General features: G+C 66.7%; 9 protein-coding genes and 2 rRNA genes. 5 read left to right on the top strand and 6 right to left on the bottom strand.

Features of this window, described 5'->3' with window-relative positions; genetic code table 11:
• Positions 1 to 17 precede the first annotated feature (17 nt).
• From OG395_RS32155 to mtnA, 4 genes are read right to left on the bottom strand one after another with little or no spacing between them, the layout of a single operon-like run.
• The gene (locus OG395_RS32155) at positions 18 to 1,838 is read right to left on the bottom strand and encodes an LpqB family beta-propeller domain-containing protein (RefSeq protein ID WP_327249522.1); all 1,821 of its coding nucleotides are present in this window, start codon (positions 1,836 to 1,838) and stop codon (positions 18 to 20) included.
• Between the two features lie 34 nt (positions 1,839 to 1,872).
• Positions 1,873 to 3,897, bottom strand: a complete 2,025-nt coding sequence (mtrB, locus tag OG395_RS32150) for an MtrAB system histidine kinase MtrB (RefSeq protein WP_327246041.1) — start codon at positions 3,895 to 3,897, stop codon at positions 1,873 to 1,875.
• Position 3,898: 1 nt separating this feature from the next.
• Positions 3,899 to 4,588, bottom strand: a complete 690-nt coding sequence (gene mtrA, locus OG395_RS32145) for a two-component system response regulator MtrA (RefSeq protein ID WP_187740742.1) — start codon at positions 4,586 to 4,588, stop codon at positions 3,899 to 3,901.
• Positions 4,589 to 4,592: 4 nt separating this feature from the next.
• On the bottom strand, positions 4,593 to 5,738 hold the full coding sequence (gene mtnA, locus OG395_RS32140; RefSeq protein ID WP_327246040.1) for an S-methyl-5-thioribose-1-phosphate isomerase: 1,146 nt from the start codon (positions 5,736 to 5,738) through the stop codon (positions 4,593 to 4,595).
• A 140-nt stretch (positions 5,739 to 5,878) separates the two neighbouring features.
• Between mtnA and OG395_RS32135 the strand changes: the two genes are divergently transcribed.
• From OG395_RS32135 to OG395_RS32115, 5 genes are read left to right on the top strand one after another with little or no spacing between them, the layout of a single operon-like run.
• A complete protein-coding gene (locus OG395_RS32135) occupies positions 5,879 to 7,081 on the top strand; it encodes a DUF7544 domain-containing protein (RefSeq protein ID WP_327246039.1) in 1,203 nt (400 codons plus the stop codon).
• Between the two features lie 4 nt (positions 7,082 to 7,085).
• Positions 7,086 to 7,775, top strand: coding sequence for a DUF4129 domain-containing protein (locus OG395_RS32130; protein WP_327246038.1), 690 nt, complete (start codon positions 7,086 to 7,088; stop codon positions 7,773 to 7,775).
• Complete coding sequence (locus OG395_RS32125) at positions 7,772 to 9,010, top strand: DUF4350 domain-containing protein (protein WP_327246037.1); 1,239 nt, start codon at positions 7,772 to 7,774, stop codon at positions 9,008 to 9,010. The genes OG395_RS32130 and OG395_RS32125 overlap by 4 nt, the downstream gene beginning before the upstream one ends.
• Entirely contained in the window at positions 9,007 to 10,008 is a 1,002-nt protein-coding gene (locus OG395_RS32120; protein ID WP_266984982.1) for an AAA family ATPase, read from the top strand. Before OG395_RS32125 ends, OG395_RS32120 begins: the two co-directional genes overlap by 4 nt.
• A 10-nt stretch (positions 10,009 to 10,018) precedes the next feature.
• Positions 10,019 to 11,329, top strand: a complete 1,311-nt coding sequence (locus OG395_RS32115; protein ID WP_327249521.1) for a DUF58 domain-containing protein — start codon at positions 10,019 to 10,021, stop codon at positions 11,327 to 11,329.
• Between the two features lie 119 nt (positions 11,330 to 11,448).
• Here OG395_RS32115 and rrf read toward each other — a convergent pair.
• Both rrf and OG395_RS32105 read right to left on the bottom strand, forming a co-directional pair.
• A 5S ribosomal RNA gene (gene rrf, locus OG395_RS32110) occupies positions 11,449 to 11,565 on the bottom strand.
• Between the two features lie 79 nt (positions 11,566 to 11,644).
• Positions 11,645 to 14,769: ribosomal RNA gene (locus OG395_RS32105) — 23S ribosomal RNA — on the bottom strand.
• Positions 14,770 to 15,064 lie beyond the last annotated feature (295 nt).

The raw sequence follows: 15,064 nt of genomic DNA, 5'->3' as shown, positions 1-15,064 counted from the left end.
ACTCCCCGGACCTGGGCTCAGCCCGGATAGACCAGCGACGAGCCCTCCTTGAGCACCGTCTGCCAGTTGTCCCCCGGCGACAGCTTCACTATCCCGTCGTCCTCGGTGTCCGCCATCAGTGGCAGCTGCTCGTCGTCCGCCGCCGCGACCGACGACACCTGGTTCGCCCCGGGCAGCACGCCCGACGCCGGTGCCGAACCGTCCGCCTGGACATAGCGCACCTGCTGCACGCCGCCCTGCTCCTTGCCGACCACCACGAGGCGGCTCCGGCCCGACCAGGACATCGCGGTCACGTCCGCCAGCTGCGGCGCGGCCTTCCGCAGCTCCACGACGGAGACGTCCTGCCGGGTGTCCGGATCCCCATGGCGCTCGATCCGGCCGATGTTCAGCGTGGTGTGGCCGTCCTCGGTCAGCAGCAGCGCGATCCGGACACCGTCCGCCGACAGCCGCAGCGCCTCGATCCGCGCGCCGCCCAGGTCCGGCACCGTGACGTTCGACGGCTGGCCCGTACCGCCGGCCAGCCGCAGCAGCCGGGGATCATCCGGATTGCGGTCCGCCACCCAGAGATCACCCCGCCCGTCCCAACTGGGCGCCGACAACCGGTCCTCCGGCTTCTTCGCCCTGCTGGTCACGGCGGGCGCGGGGAGCTCACCCGCCGAAGCGATGGAGGCGATGTACAGAGACGCGCTGTTGTGCGAGACCGCCGCCGCCAACTGCTCGTCCCGGGCCACGCCGACCGTGCTCATCTTTTCCGGTCCGTCACCGAGCGGGCCGGCCACCGGCTCCGGATCACCGCTGCCCCTGTTGCTCCCGGGGATGCGCTGGACATGCCCCTTGGCATCGACGAAGTACTGACTGTCGGAGCCGCCCGAGGAACGGTCCGGAGCGAAATCCTCCGCCTGGTCCGAACTCAGGACGCAGAGCGGCGAACCATCGGACCGCTGCAGCTCGACCTGTTCGACCCGGGCGGACGTCAGATCGCTTACGGTGTACAGCACCTGAGAGGCCATCATGCGGCAGGAGCGCTGCCCGACGCCGTCCGCCTTCTTGTTGAGCGGAACCTTCAGTACGTTGCGGTCGTCGGGCGCCAGCGCGATGACGCCCTTGCGCAGGACCGTACCGGTGGGGAAGCGGGAATCGACCACCGGCCGCAGCCAGTTGGTCGGTCCCTCGACGAGACTGCGCACCGTCTGTGTCACGATGTCCATCCCCGTGATCGGATCCGTCCGGTTGCGCACATAGACGGGGTCGGCGACCAGCGTCGGCTGACCTGCCGCCGGCCCGGCGGCGAAGTAGTACTTGTTGACGGAGCGGTAGAGCCGCTTGAAGTCGGACTGACCGAGCATCAGTCCGTCCGGCACGAGGTCGATGCGCCACTCCTTGCTGCCGTTCTGCCGCACCAGGTGCAGGCTCCGGTTGAAGCGCGTGGGCGCGACTGGGTGGTAGGCGCTCTGCGCGTCGACCGTCGCCACCTTCTCGCCGGTCAGCGTGTAGGTGAGCTCCGTACTGCTGTGGTCGCTGTCGCGGACCGGGCGATCGCTCCCGTAGTTCGGCGCCTTGGAGAGCACCGTGGTGAACGCGCTCGGCTTCCAGGTGCGCGACGCCTCCTTCGTCAGGTACTTCCGGGTCGTCCGGAAGCCGGGGTCGTCACTGGTCATGGACTCCAGGAAGCCGTCGACCACCTCATCCGGAGTGGCGTTTTCGCGGGGCGCCACCGCGTACACCTGTACCTGGGAGTCACCGGGCTGCGAGGCGTCGACCGCCTTGATGTCCCCGGTGACGGGCATCGAGCCGCACGCGGAGAGCAGCACGACGCCGCATCCCAGCAGAGCGACCATCCCCACCGCACGTCCACGGCCGCCCTCACGACGGTCAGCGCCCACGAGTCGTGTCCTCCCGCTCCGGGTCCTGCGCAGCAGAGTCGATGGTGTCGCCCGGCCGGTCCTCGGCGGGGCGGGCGACCACACGGGCGCCGTTGCCCGGCAGGGCGGCCGGATTCACCGACGCCGGTGCCGTCCGGGGAGCTGCGGGGGCGCGCCCGGGTACGGGCAGCGGCGAACGGTCCGGGCTGCCCGGCTGGGTCGGCACCGTCGTGAGCCGGTGTTCACTCCCGGTCGTACCGACATCCGTGGGCCGCTCCCGGTTCTCCCGGTTGCGTCGCGAGTCCTCGGGCTCCAGCGGTATCGGGGAGCCGCGCAGCGGCTCGTCCGCCGTTCGCGGCAGCGTCAGCCGGAACTGCGAACCGCCGCCCGGCTCGCCCCACGCCTGCAGCCATCCGCCGTGCAGCCGGGCGTCCTCGACGGCGATCGACAGTCCGAGACCGGTACCCCCGGTCGTCCGTGCCCGCGCCGGATCGGCGCGCCAGAACCGGTTGAAGACACGGGTAGCCTCGCCGGGCTTGAGTCCCACGCCGTAGTCCCGGACGGCAACGGCGACCGCGCCTCCGGCCACCCCCATCCGCACCACGACGTCCCGGCCCTCACCGTGCTCGACGGCGTTGACGACAAGATTGCGCAGCACGCGCTCGACCCGCCGCGCGTCGGCCTCCGCGATCACCGGCTGCTCGTCGCCGACCACCCGGATCCGCGTGCCCTTGCGCTCGGCGAGCGGCTCGGCGCCGCCGATCACGCGCCGTACGACCTGTCGCAGGTCGATCGGTTCGGCCTCCAGCGCCGCGGCACCCGCATCGAACCGGCTGATCTCCAGCAGATCGGAGAGCAGCGACTCGAACCGGTCGAGCTGATCGCCGAGCAGTTCCGCGGAGCGCGCGGTCACGGGATCGAAGTCGACGCGTGCCTCGTGGATGACATCGGCGGCCATCCGTACGGTCGTGAGCGGCGTCCGCAGCTCGTGCGAGACGTCCGAGACGAAGCGTCGCTGCATCCGGGAGAGCTCCTCCAGCTGCTGGATCTTCAGCTGCAGGTTCTGGGCCATCTTGTTGAAGGCTTCACCGAGCCGGGCGATGTCGTCCTCGCCGGTGACCTTCATGCGCTCCTGGAGTCTGCCCGCGGAGAGCCGCTCCGCGATTCCCGCGGCCATCCGCACGGGGGTGACGACCTGCCGCACCACGAACCAGGCGATGGCACCGAGCAGCACGACCACGAACAGTCCTGCGGTCGCCAACGTGCCCTTGACCAGGGTCAGGGACTTCTCCTCCTGCGTCAGCGGGAAGAGGTAGTAGAGCTGGTACGGGTTGTGGTCGATGTCGTACAGACGCTTGCCGACGACGAGCCCGGGCTGCGACTCCTGCCCGTTCGCGTACCGGATCAGGGAGTACGTCTGGAACGCGCCGGGCCCCTTGTCCACCGCCTCCCGCAGGCTCTGCGGAATGCTGGCCGCTTCGACACTGCCCGAGCCGCGCGGCGCACGGGTGCCCTCGTCGGCGCTGAGCGCCACCACGTTGAAGGCGTTCTTGCCGCCGCTGGCGAGCTGGTCGACGAGCTCAGTCCGCCACGAGTTGTTGGCGGTCGTGCCGTCCCCGGGGTCACCGCCCTGCCCACCGGGGGTGAGCGGAGCATTCGCCTTGTCCTGGGCCGCCGCGAAACCGCCGGCGGCCTGTGTCTGGGCAGCCTTGCCCTTCGCGTCGAGCAGGCCGTTGCGGACCTGCCCGATCACGACCAGGCCGAGCAGCAACACGACACCGAGAGACATGAGCAGCGTGCCCGCGACGACCCGCAGCTGCAGGTTGCGCCGCCACAGCCGGACAGCGGGCAGCAGCGGACGCCGCACCCAGCGCATCAGCAGTCGCGGCACAGGACCGCCGGGCGCCCGGTCGTGGAACAACCGGCCGCCCTGCAGAAGACGCCCGAACGCGGACGTCCTGTGTCCGGAACCGGTAGCCCGCCCCGTACGGACTCCCGGCTCCCCGGGCTTCGGGGCAGCGCTACCCAGGGACATATCAGCTCGGTCCGGCCTTGTAGCCGACGCCTCGGACGGTCACCACGATCTCCGGCCGCTCCGGGTCCTTCTCGACCTTGGAACGCAGCCGCTGGACATGCACATTCACCAGCCGGGTGTCGGCTGCGTGACGGTATCCCCACACCTGCTCGAGCAGCACCTCACGGGTGAAGACCTGCCACGGCTTGCGGGCGAGCGCGACCAGCAGGTCGAACTCCAGCGGGGTCAGGGCGATCGACTGCCCGTCCCGCTTCACCGAGTGACCGGCCACATCGATGACCAGGTCCCCGATGGTCAGCTGTTCCGGTGCCGGCTCTTCGGACCTGCGCAGACGTGCCCTGATCCGGGCAACCAACTCCTTAGGTTTGAACGGCTTGACGATGTAGTCGTCGGCCCCTGACTCCAGGCCCACCACCACATCGACGGTGTCGCTCTTGGCAGTGAGCATGACGATCGGCACACCCGACTCGGCCCTGATCAACCTGCAGACCTCGATGCCGTCCCGTCCGGGCAGCATGAGATCGAGCAGGACCAGGTCCGGCTTGGCCTCTCGAAATGCGGCAAGTGCCTTGTCGCCGTCCGCTACGAACGACGGCTCGAACCCTTCACCACGCAGCACAATCCCGAGCATCTCGGCCAGTGCGGTGTCGTCGTCGACGACAAGGACGCGTCCCTTCATAATCGACATCATCCCATTAGCTAATCGTTACCTGCGATGATCTGGCACACAGCTCTGCCAGCCCGACCCCCGTGACCGGGGAAACTGCACCCTCCTCCGTGACGATCGCCGTGATCAGTTCCGGCGGCGTGATGTCGAATGCGGGGTTGTACGCCTGGGTTCCGGGCGGTGCGACAGGCAGTCCGCCCGCTTCCCCACCCACCCCGATCCGGGATGATGTGAGCTCCGTCACTTCCCGTCCGGGGCGCTGTTCCACGATGATCGCTGCCCCGTCCGGGGTCTGCAGATCCACGGTCGTGGTCGGCGCCACCACAATGAACGGCACGTGGTGGTATTTGGCAAGCACCGCCAGCGGATAACTCCCGACCTTGTTGGCCACGGACCCGTCCGCAGCAATGCGATCGGCCCCGATGAGCACGGCATCCACCTCCCCCGCGGCGAACAGCGAACCCGCGGCGTTGTCCGTCAGCAGGCTGTACGCCATCCCGTTGCGCGCCGCCTCGTAGGCGGTCAGCCGGGCCCCCTGAAGCAGCGGCCGCGTCTCGTCCACCCAGAGCCGTCGCAGTTGTCCCGCCCGGTGCGCCCCGAGCGCCACAGCAAAGGCCGTGCCCTCACCGCCCGAGACGAGCGCCCCCGAATTGCAGTGGGTCAGAAGCTGATGCCCACCGCCGGGCAGCAGCTCTTCGAGGAGCGCGAGCCCGTACTGCGCCATGCGCCGACTGGCCTCGGCATCCTCCCGGTGCAGCGCCTCGGCCTCCCCCAAGGCCACCGCGGCCGCCCGCTGCGCGTCCTCGCCCCTGTCCAGCGCCGCCCGGTACGCCCCCGCCGCACGCCGCACCCCGTACCCGAGGTTCACCGCGGTGGGCCGCGCCCGCTCCAACAGCTCCGAAGCCTCTGCCATGTCGTCGCCCCGGATCGCGGCCAGAGCGACCCCGTAGGCCCCCGCAATGCCCAGCAACGGCGCCCCGCGCACGGCCAGCGTCTGAATGGCCCGCACCAGCGCCGGCACATCCGTACACGGCAGCTCGACCTCCTCGGCCGGCAGCCGCGTCTGGTCGAGAAGCACCACTGCGGCAGAGCCTCCCGGGGGCCCGGCCCAGCGGATGGAGGGAAGCGCGGGAGGCTCGATGCCCACCGGCGATTGCGCGTCCTGATCAGCCATCCGACCAGTCTGCACGGTGAGCTGCCCACAAATGAAGGTAAGACGGTGATGGAGCACCCGGCCCGTACCGGAGCGACGCGTGGCACGATGGCTGCCAACCTGCCGCCCCGATGAGCGGACAGGACCGTGAAGGAGCGAGAATGAACGACACTCCGGGCTGGGCCTCGCCCGGATCCGCCCCCTCCGACGGCCAGGAGGCGGGCGTCCCCCGGCCTTCCGAGCCCATCGACGGCAGCGGCCCTGCGGAAAACTGGTCTTCCATGCAGCCGCCGGCAGGGCAGTGGTCCCCACCGAGCACCTCCGGCAACGGCCCCGGCGCACCGCCACCCGCCCCCGGCTGGGGCGGCAGGCCGCAGACAGTCGGCTGGGGTCAGCCGCCCGCTGCCGCAAAGCCCGGTGTCATCCCGCTCCGCCCGCTCGGCGTCGGAGAGATCCTCGACGGTGCGGTTTCCACGATGCGCGCCCACTGGCGCACGGTTCTCGGCATCACTCTCACCGTCTCCGTCATCGCCCAGGTCGCGATCATCCTCGTGCAGCGCTATCTGCTGCCGGAACCCGCCTCGGTCGACCCGAACGCGACCGGCACGGAGGCACTCCGCCAGGCCGCCGACTCCATGCAGTCGAGCTTGATCTACAGCGCGCCGTCGACGCTCGTCACCCTGATCGCGACGCTCTTCACCACCTCCATGCTCACTGTCGTGATCAGCCGCTCGGTGGTGGGCCGCTCCGTCACGCTCTCCGAAGCGTGGGCCGAGGCCCGGCCCCGCCTCCTTCAGCTGCTCGGCCTGACCCTGGTCCTGACCCTGATGACCGCCGCCATCATGGCGGTGGGCGTGCTCCCCGGCGTGCTGATCGGCTCCACTGCGGGCGTCGCTCTCGCCCTCCTCGGATTTCTGGCCGCCGCCGCCGTCATCGTCTGGCTGATGGTCCGCTTCTGCCTCGCCTCGCCGGCGCTGATGCTGGAGCGGCAGTCGATCACCGTCTCGATGCGCCGCTCCGCGAAGCTGGTGCGGGGCGCCTGGTGGCGGACGTTCGGCATCCTGCTCCTCACCTGGCTGCTGACGCTCATCGTGACCCTGATCATCGCAATCCCGTTCGGCCTCATCGCGATCATCATGGACGGCAACGGGATGGGAGCGTTCCTCACCGGTCAGCCCACCGACTTCGGCTGGCCGTTCCTGATCATCTCCGGTATCGGCGAGGTGATCATCTCGACGATCACCTATCCGCTCTCCGCCGGTGTGATGGCCCTGCTCTACGTGGACCAGCGCATCCGTCGCGAGGCACTCGACCTCGAACTTGCGCGGGCCGCAGGCCTGCCCGGCTACGACACCAGGAGCTGATGCCGTGCCGGGGGCGGGGGGCGCGACAAGAGCACGACTGCTGATCCACGCGAGCAGCGACATACCGGTGGACACTCCACGCGTGCCCGCCCGCGAGGCGGCGAGGCACGAACTGTCCAAACCGATGTACCACGAGAACGACCCGAACCTCCTCCAGCGCGGTCTCGACCGCCTCTGGGAGTGGCTCGGCGATCTCTTCTCCGCAGCCTCGGACACCGCACCCGGCGGACCGCTCGGGCTGATCGTCCTCGTACTGGTCGTCGTCGGCCTGGCCGCCGCCCTCTGGTGGCGGCTGGGCACCCCGCAACGCACCGCCCGTCCCACCGACGCCCTGTTCGACGACAGCCCCCGCAGCGCCGCCGAACACCGGACCGCCGCCGAGGCACACGCTGCCGCCCACCGCTGGGACGAGGCCGTCCAGGAACGCATGCGCGCCATCGTCCGCTCGCTGGAGGAACGCGCCCTGCTCGACACCCGCCCCGGCCGCACCGCCGACGAGGCCGCCGCCGAGGCAGGCCACTCGCTGCCCACGCACGCGCTGCCCCTCCGCGCCGCCGCCCGGGAGTTCGACGCCATCACATACGGCGGCCGGAACACCGACCGGCAGGCGTATCTGACGGTGCGGGACCTTGACCTCGACCTCGAGAACGCCAAGCCCCTGCTGACCACCCCGGCCCGGGGAGCGGCCGAATGACCGCGCCCACTGCCACCTCCACCGCGCCCCCTACCTCGGTCTCCCCCACCCCGCGCCAGGTCTGGACCCGCACCCGCGGTCTGGTGCTCGCCCTTCTCCTTCTCATAGCAGCCGGAATCGTCCTGGCCACCGCACACTCCGGAGCCCAGCACGGCCGGCTCGACCCCCGCTCCGCCGACCAGCACGGAAGCCGGGCCGTCGCCGAACTCCTCAAGGACAGCGGCGTCTCCATACGGGTGGCCACCACACTCGAGGAGGCCACCACCGCGGTCGGCCCGGACACCACTCTGCTCGTCACCGCCCCCGATCTGCTGACACCGGGCCAGCAGCGCGAACTCCGCGCCGCGACCGCCGACTCGGCCGGCCGCACCGTCCTCCTCGCGGCAGGTCCCCCGTCCGTGGACACACTGGCCCCAGGGGTCCGCACGACGTCCACCGGACCGGTTGCCCCCCGTGCACCGCAGTGCTTGCTGCCCGCAGCCCACAGCGCGGGCAACGCCGACACGGGAGGCTTCCGCTACACCGCGGCCGGCCTCGAAACCCTCGCCTGCTACCCCAGCGGAGGTCTCCCCACCCTGCTCGTGGTCCAGGAGCAGGCCTCCGGCGACACCGCCCTTCTCGGCTCCGCGGACTTCCTTTACAACAGCCGTCTCGACAGCCAGGGCAACGCCTCCCTGGCCCTGCAACTCCTCGGCTCCCGCCCACATCTGGTCTGGTACCTCCCTTCGCTCGCTGATCCCTCCGCCACCGGGAACGGTGGAGACAGTGACGACAGCACAGGCAGCGAAGTCGCCGACAAAGACCGCAGCTTCGCCGACCTGATCCCGTCGGGCTGGCTGTGGGGAACCCTGCAACTCGCAGTCGCCGCCGTGCTCGCCGCCATCTGGCGCGCCCATCGTCTGGGCCCCCTGGTCACCGAACAGCTGCCCGTGGCCATCCGCGCCTCCGAATCCACCGAGGGCCGCGCCCGCCTCTACCGCAAGGCGAACGCCCGCGACCGGGCCGCCTCCTCATTGCGCTCCGCCACTCGCACCCGTATCGCCCCGCTCCTCGGGGTTTCACCCCGCAATGCTCACTCCCCCGCGGTGCTCCTCCCCGCCGTCTCCGCACGCCTCAGCACCATCGAAGGCGACCTCGACACCGTGCTGTTCGGCACGGCTCCGGCCGATGACGCCGCCCTTGTGCGTCTGGCAGACCAACTCGACACCCTCGAAAGAGAGGTACGCACTTCATGAGCGCCCCGCCCCCAGTGCCCGCCGGGACAACCGAGACCGTCGGGAACGACGACGCAGCCCGCGCATCCCTGGAAGCCCTGCGCTCCGAGATCGCCAAGGCCGTGGTCGGCCAGGACCCCGCCGTCACCGGCCTCGTCGTCGCGCTGCTCTGCCGAGGCCATGTCCTCCTCGAAGGCGTTCCCGGTGTGGCCAAGACTCTCCTGGTCCGCGCCCTCGCTGCCTCACTCGAGCTCGATACCAAGCGCGTCCAGTTCACCCCCGACCTGATGCCGAGCGACGTCACCGGCTCTCTGGTCTACGACGCCCGTACAGCTGAGTTCTCCTTTCAGCCCGGCCCGGTCTTCACCAACCTCCTCCTGGCCGACGAGATCAACCGCACTCCCCCTAAGACGCAGTCATCGCTCCTGGAAGCAATGGAGGAGCGCCAGGTCACCGTCGACGGAACCCCTCGCCTCCTGCCGGACCCCTTCCTGGTTGCGGCCACTCAGAATCCCGTCGAGTACGAGGGCACGTACCCCCTCCCCGAGGCCCAGCTGGATCGCTTCCTCCTCAAGCTGACGGTGCCACTACCGTCCCGTGACGAGGAGATCAATGTCCTGACCCGCCATGCCGACGGCTTCAACCCCCGCGACCTGGTCTCAGCAGGTGTCCGCCCCGTCGCAGGTCCCGCCGACCTGGAATCCGCCCGCGCCGCGGTCGCCAAGACCACGGTCTCCCCCGAGATCGCCGGCTATGTCGTCGATATCTGTCGTGCCACGCGTGAATCCCCCTCGCTCTCCCTCGGGGTCTCCCCCCGAGGTGCTACCGCCTTGCTCTCCACGGCCCGCGCCTGGGCCTGGCTGACCGGCCGTGACTACGTCATTCCGGACGACGTGAAAGCCCTCGCACTCCCCACGCTCCGCCATCGCATCCACCTGCGCCCCGAGGCGGAGATGGAAGGAGTCACCCCTGACTCCGTCATCACCGCAGTCCTCGCCCACGTCCCCGTACCCCGATGAGGCCGTGACCGTGGCCCTCACCGGACGAACAGCGCTGCTCGCCGCCTTGGGGTCACTCCCCGTAGGCATCCTTGCCCCGAGCTGGACGGGCATGCTCGCGGTCAATGCCCCGCTCTCTCTAGCAATTCTGTGCGACTACGCCCTGGCCGCGCCAGTGCGAACGCTCCAGTTCACCCGATCCGGTGACACAACCGTTCGACTCGGCGATGGCGCAGAAGTGCAACTGACCGTAACCAACGCGTCGCGTCGGCGCCTGCGCGCGCATCTCCGCGATGCGTGGCCGCCCAGCAGCTGGCTCACAGGTACGGAACAGGCGGCGTCCCGCCACAGGCTGGACATCCCGGCAGGTGAACGTCGCCGCCTGACCACACGCCTGCGTCCGACTCGCCGCGGCGACCGGCGATCCGAACGCATTACCGTACGCTCCTACGGGCCACTGGGCCTGGCAGCCCGGCAGGGAAGTCATCAAGTTCCGTGGACGGTGCGCGTGCTGCCGCCGTTCACCAGCCGCAAGCACTTGCCGTCCCGCCTCGCCAGGCTCCGTGAACTGGACGGACGCACCAGCGTCCTCACCCGCGGCGAAGGCACGGAGTTCGACAGCCTCCGCGCCTATGTCCCCGGCGACGACACCCGTTCCATCGACTGGCGGGCAACGGCAAGGCAATCGGCCGTCGCAGTCCGTACGTGGCGCCCCGAGCGGGACCGCCACATCCTCATCGTCCTTGATACCGGCCGCACCTCGGCGGGCCGAGTCGGTGATGTGCCCCGCCTCGACGCTGCAATGGACGCGACGCTGCTCCTCACCGCTCTCGCCACACGCGCCGGCGACCGTGTGGACCTGCTCGCGTATGACCGCCGCATCCGTGCCCAGGTTCAGGGACGCGCCGGGGGTGAGGTCCTGTCGGCCATGGTCACTGCAATGGCACCACTCGAACCTGAGCTGGTGGAAACGGACGCCCGAGGCCTCAGCGCCGCTGCCCTGACAAGCGCCCCTCGTCGCTCTCTGATCGTGCTCCTCACCAGCCTGGACGCGGCTCCCATCGAGGAGGGCCTGCTCCCCGTCCTCTCACAGCTGACTCAGCGCCACACGGTGCTGGTGGCTGCCGTGGCCGACCCGCACATCGAGCAGATGACCGAAGCCCGGGGCACAGTGGACGCGGTCTACGAGGCAGCAGCGGCGGCCCAGGCCAAAGCTCAGCGGCAGCGCACTGCAGAGCAGCTCCAGCGCCATGGTGTCGTGGTCGTCGACGCCACCCCGGACCATCTGGCCCCGGCTCTCGCCGATGCCTACCTGGCCCTCAAGGGAGCCGGCCGGCTCTGATCCAACAATCCATGCCAACCACACCACGCACTCACCATGAGGAGCCGTGCGTGGTTGTCACCTGTCCGTGAACGCAGAAAAGCCCCGCACCAGAGGTGCGGGGCTTTCCCGGAATAATTGTTCGGCGGCGTCCTACTCTCCCACAGGGTCCCCCCTGCAGTACCATCGGCGCTGAAAGGCTTAGCTTCCGGGTTCGGAATGTAACCGGGCGTTTCCCTAACGCAATGACCACCGAAACACTATGAAATTAACCAACACCGGGCAACAACACGGCCGTTCGTTATTTCAGAACTAACACAGTGGACGCGAGCAACTGAGGACAAGCCCTCGGCCTATTAGTACCAGTCAGCTCCACCCGTTGCCGGGCTTCCACATCTGGCCTATCAACCCAGTCGTCTACTGGGAGCCTTAACCCCTCAAAGGGGGTGGGAATACTCATCTCGAAGCAGGCTTCCCGCTTAGATGCTTTCAGCGGTTATCCTTTCCGAACGTAGCCAACCAGCCATGCCCTTGGCAGGACAACTGGCACACCAGAGGTTCGTCCGTCCCGGTCCTCTCGTACTAGGGACAGCCCTTCTCAATATTCCTACGCGCGCAGCGGATAGGGACCGAACTGTCTCACGACGTTCTAAACCCAGCTCGCGTACCGCTTTAATGGGCGAACAGCCCAACCCTTGGGACCGACTCCAGCCCCAGGATGCGACGAGCCGACATCGAGGTGCCAAACCATCCCGTCGATATGGACTCTTGGGGAAGATCAGCCTGTTATCCCCGGGGTACCTTTTATCCGTTGAGCGACAGCGCTTCCACAAGCCACTGCCGGATCACTAGTCCCGACTTTCGTCCCTGCTCGACCCGTCGGTCTCACAGTCAAGCTCCCTTGTGCACTTACACTCAACACCTGATTGCCAACCAGGCTGAGGGAACCTTTGGGCGCCTCCGTTACTCTTTAGGAGGCAACCGCCCCAGTTAAACTACCCATCAGACACTGTCCCTGATCCGGATCACGGACCCAGGTTAGACATCCAGCACGACCAGAGTGGTATTTCAACGGCGACTCCACAACCACTGGCGTGGCTGCTTCAAAGTCTCCCACCTATCCTACACAAGCCGAACCGAACACCAATATCAAACTGTAGTAAAGGTCCCGGGGTCTTTCCGTCCTGCTGCGCGAAACGAGCATCTTTACTCGTAGTGCAATTTCACCGGGCCTATGGTTGAGACAGTCGAGAAGTCGTTACGCCATTCGTGCAGGTCGGAACTTACCCGACAAGGAATTTCGCTACCTTAGGATGGTTATAGTTACCACCGCCGTTTACTGGCGCTTAAGTTCTCAGCTTCGCCGACCCGAAAGTCAGCTAACCGGTCCCCTTAACGTTCCAGCACCGGGCAGGCGTCAGTCCGTATACATCGCCTTACGGCTTCGCACGGACCTGTGTTTTTAGTAAACAGTCGCTTCTCGCTGGTCTCTGCGGCCACCCCCAGCTCACCGAGTAAATCGGATCACCAGTGATGGCCCCCCTTCTCCCGAAGTTACGGGGGCATTTTGCCGAGTTCCTTAACCATAGTTCACCCGAACGCCTCGGTATTCTCTACCTGACCACCTGAGTCGGTTTAGGGTACGGGCCGCCATGAAACTCGCTAGAGGCTTTTCTCGACAGCATAGGATCATCCACTTCACCACAATCGGCTCGGCATCAGGTCTCAGGCTCATGTGTGACGGATTTGCCTATCACACGCCCTACACCCTTACCCCGGGACTACCACCGCCCGGGCTGGACTACCTTCCTGCGTCACCCCATCGCTTACCTAGTACAAGTCTGGTTCGTCGGCTCCACCACTACCCTCAACTCCGAAGAGATCGGGCCGGCTTCACGGACTTAGCATCGCCTGATTCAGTATTGGGCGTTTCAAAGCGGGTACCGGAATATCAACCGGTTGTCCATCGACTACGCCTGTCGGCCTCGCCTTAGGTCCCGACTTACCCTGGGCAGATCAGCTTGACCCAGGAACCCTTAGTCAATCGGCGCACACGTTTCTCACGTGTGTATCGCTACTCATGCCTGCATTCTCACTCGTGAACCGTCCACAACTCGCTTCCGCGGCTGCTTCACCCGGCACACGACGCTCCCCTACCCATCCGTACTCCCGTTGGGGATACATGTACGAATGACACGACTTCGGCGGTACGCTTGAGCCCCGCTACATTGTCGGCGCGGAATCACTTGACCAGTGAGCTATTACGCACTCTTTCAAGGGTGGCTGCTTCTAAGCCAACCTCCTGGTTGTCTCTGCGACTCCACATCCTTTCCCACTTAGCGTACGCTTAGGGGCCTTAGTCGATGCTCTGGGCTGTTTCCCTCTCGACCATGGAGCTTATCCCCCACAGTCTCACTGCCGTGCTCTCACTTACCGGCATTCGGAGTTTGGCTAAGGTCAGTAACCCGGTAGGGCCCATCGCCTATCCAGTGCTCTACCTCCGGCAAGAAACACACGACGCTGCACCTAAATGCATTTCGGGGAGAACCAGCTATCACGGAGTTTGATTGGCCTTTCACCCCTAACCACAGGTCATCCCCCAGGTTTTCAACCCTGGTGGGTTCGGTCCTCCACGAAGTCTTACCTCCGCTTCAACCTGCCCATGGCTAGATCACTCCGCTTCGGGTCTTGAGCGTGCTACTAAAACGCCCTGTTCGGACTCGCTTTCGCTACGGCTTCCCCACACGGGTTAACCTCGCAACACACCGCAAACTCGCAGGCTCATTCTTCAAAAGGCACGCAGTCACGACTATTGCTCCGAAGAACAACAGCGACGCTCCCACGGCTTGTAGGCACACGGTTTCAGGTACTATTTCACTCCGCTCCCGCGGTACTTTTCACCATTCCCTCACGGTACTATCCGCTATCGGTCACCAGGGAATATTTAGGCTTAGCGGGTGGTCCCGCCAGATTCACACGGGATTTCTCGGGCCCCGTGCTACTTGGGTGTCTCTTAAACGAGCCGTCAATGTTTCAGCTACGGGGGTCTTACCCTCTACGCCGGACCTTTCGCATGTCCTTCGCCTACATCAACGGTTTCTGACTCGTCTCACAGCCGGCAGACCGTGAAAAAGAGATCCCACAACCCCGCATGCGCAACCCCTGCCGGGTATCACACGCATACGGTTTGGCCTCATCCAGTTTCGCTCGCCACTACTCCCGGAATCACGGTTGTTTTCTCTTCCTGAGGGTACTGAGATGTTTCACTTCCCCTCGTTCCCTCCACACTGCCTATGTGTTCAGCAGCGGGTGACAGCCCATGACGACTGCCGGGTTTCCCCATTCGGACACCCCCGGATCAAAGCTCGGTTGACAGCTCCCCGGGGCCTATCGTGGCCTCCCACGTCCTTCATCGGTTCCTGGTGCCAAGGCATCCACCGTGCGCCCTTAAAAACTTGGCCACAGATGCTCGCGTCCACTGTGCAGTTCTCAAACAACGACCAGCCACCCATCACCCCACCCGAAAAGGGCGAGTTCACTGGGGCCGGCAACTGAAGGCGACCATACGGCCGTACCCTCAGACACCCAACAACGTGCCCGACACAACCGATCCCTTCCCACGTTCCACGCCGAAGCAGTACTAGTGAAAAACAACCTGTCGTGCCGAATAGTCAACGTTCCACCCATGAGCTACCACCGTCGAACATTTGCCGACGTAGTGGCCTCTGACCAAGCACGCTTGGTAAGAAGTGCTCC

This window comes from Streptomyces sp. NBC_01320 (assembly GCF_035974375.1).
GTDB lineage: Bacteria > Actinomycetota > Actinomycetes > Streptomycetales > Streptomycetaceae > Streptomyces > Streptomyces yanii.
The sequence above is the reverse complement of the archived record's forward strand: the minus strand, read 5'-3'. Positions and strand labels throughout refer to the sequence as shown.

Excerpts from the sequence above, each read along its gene's own strand:
- OG395_RS32155 (WP_327249522.1), bottom strand. The coding sequence starts at position 1,838 with ATGGTCGCTCTGCTGGGATGCGGCGTCGTGCTGCTCTCCGCGTGCGGC.
- mtrB (WP_327246041.1), bottom strand. The coding sequence starts at position 3,897 with ATGTCCCTGGGTAGCGCTGCCCCGAAGCCCGGGGAGCCGGGAGTCCGT.
- mtrA (WP_187740742.1), bottom strand. The coding sequence starts at position 4,588 with ATGATGTCGATTATGAAGGGACGCGTCCTTGTCGTCGACGACGACACC.
- mtnA (WP_327246040.1), bottom strand. The coding sequence starts at position 5,738 with ATGGCTGATCAGGACGCGCAATCGCCGGTGGGCATCGAGCCTCCCGCG.
- OG395_RS32135 (WP_327246039.1), top strand. The coding sequence starts at position 5,879 with ATGAACGACACTCCGGGCTGGGCCTCGCCCGGATCCGCCCCCTCCGAC.
- OG395_RS32125 (WP_327246037.1), top strand. The coding sequence starts at position 7,772 with ATGACCGCGCCCACTGCCACCTCCACCGCGCCCCCTACCTCGGTCTCC.
- OG395_RS32120 (WP_266984982.1), top strand. The coding sequence starts at position 9,007 with ATGAGCGCCCCGCCCCCAGTGCCCGCCGGGACAACCGAGACCGTCGGG.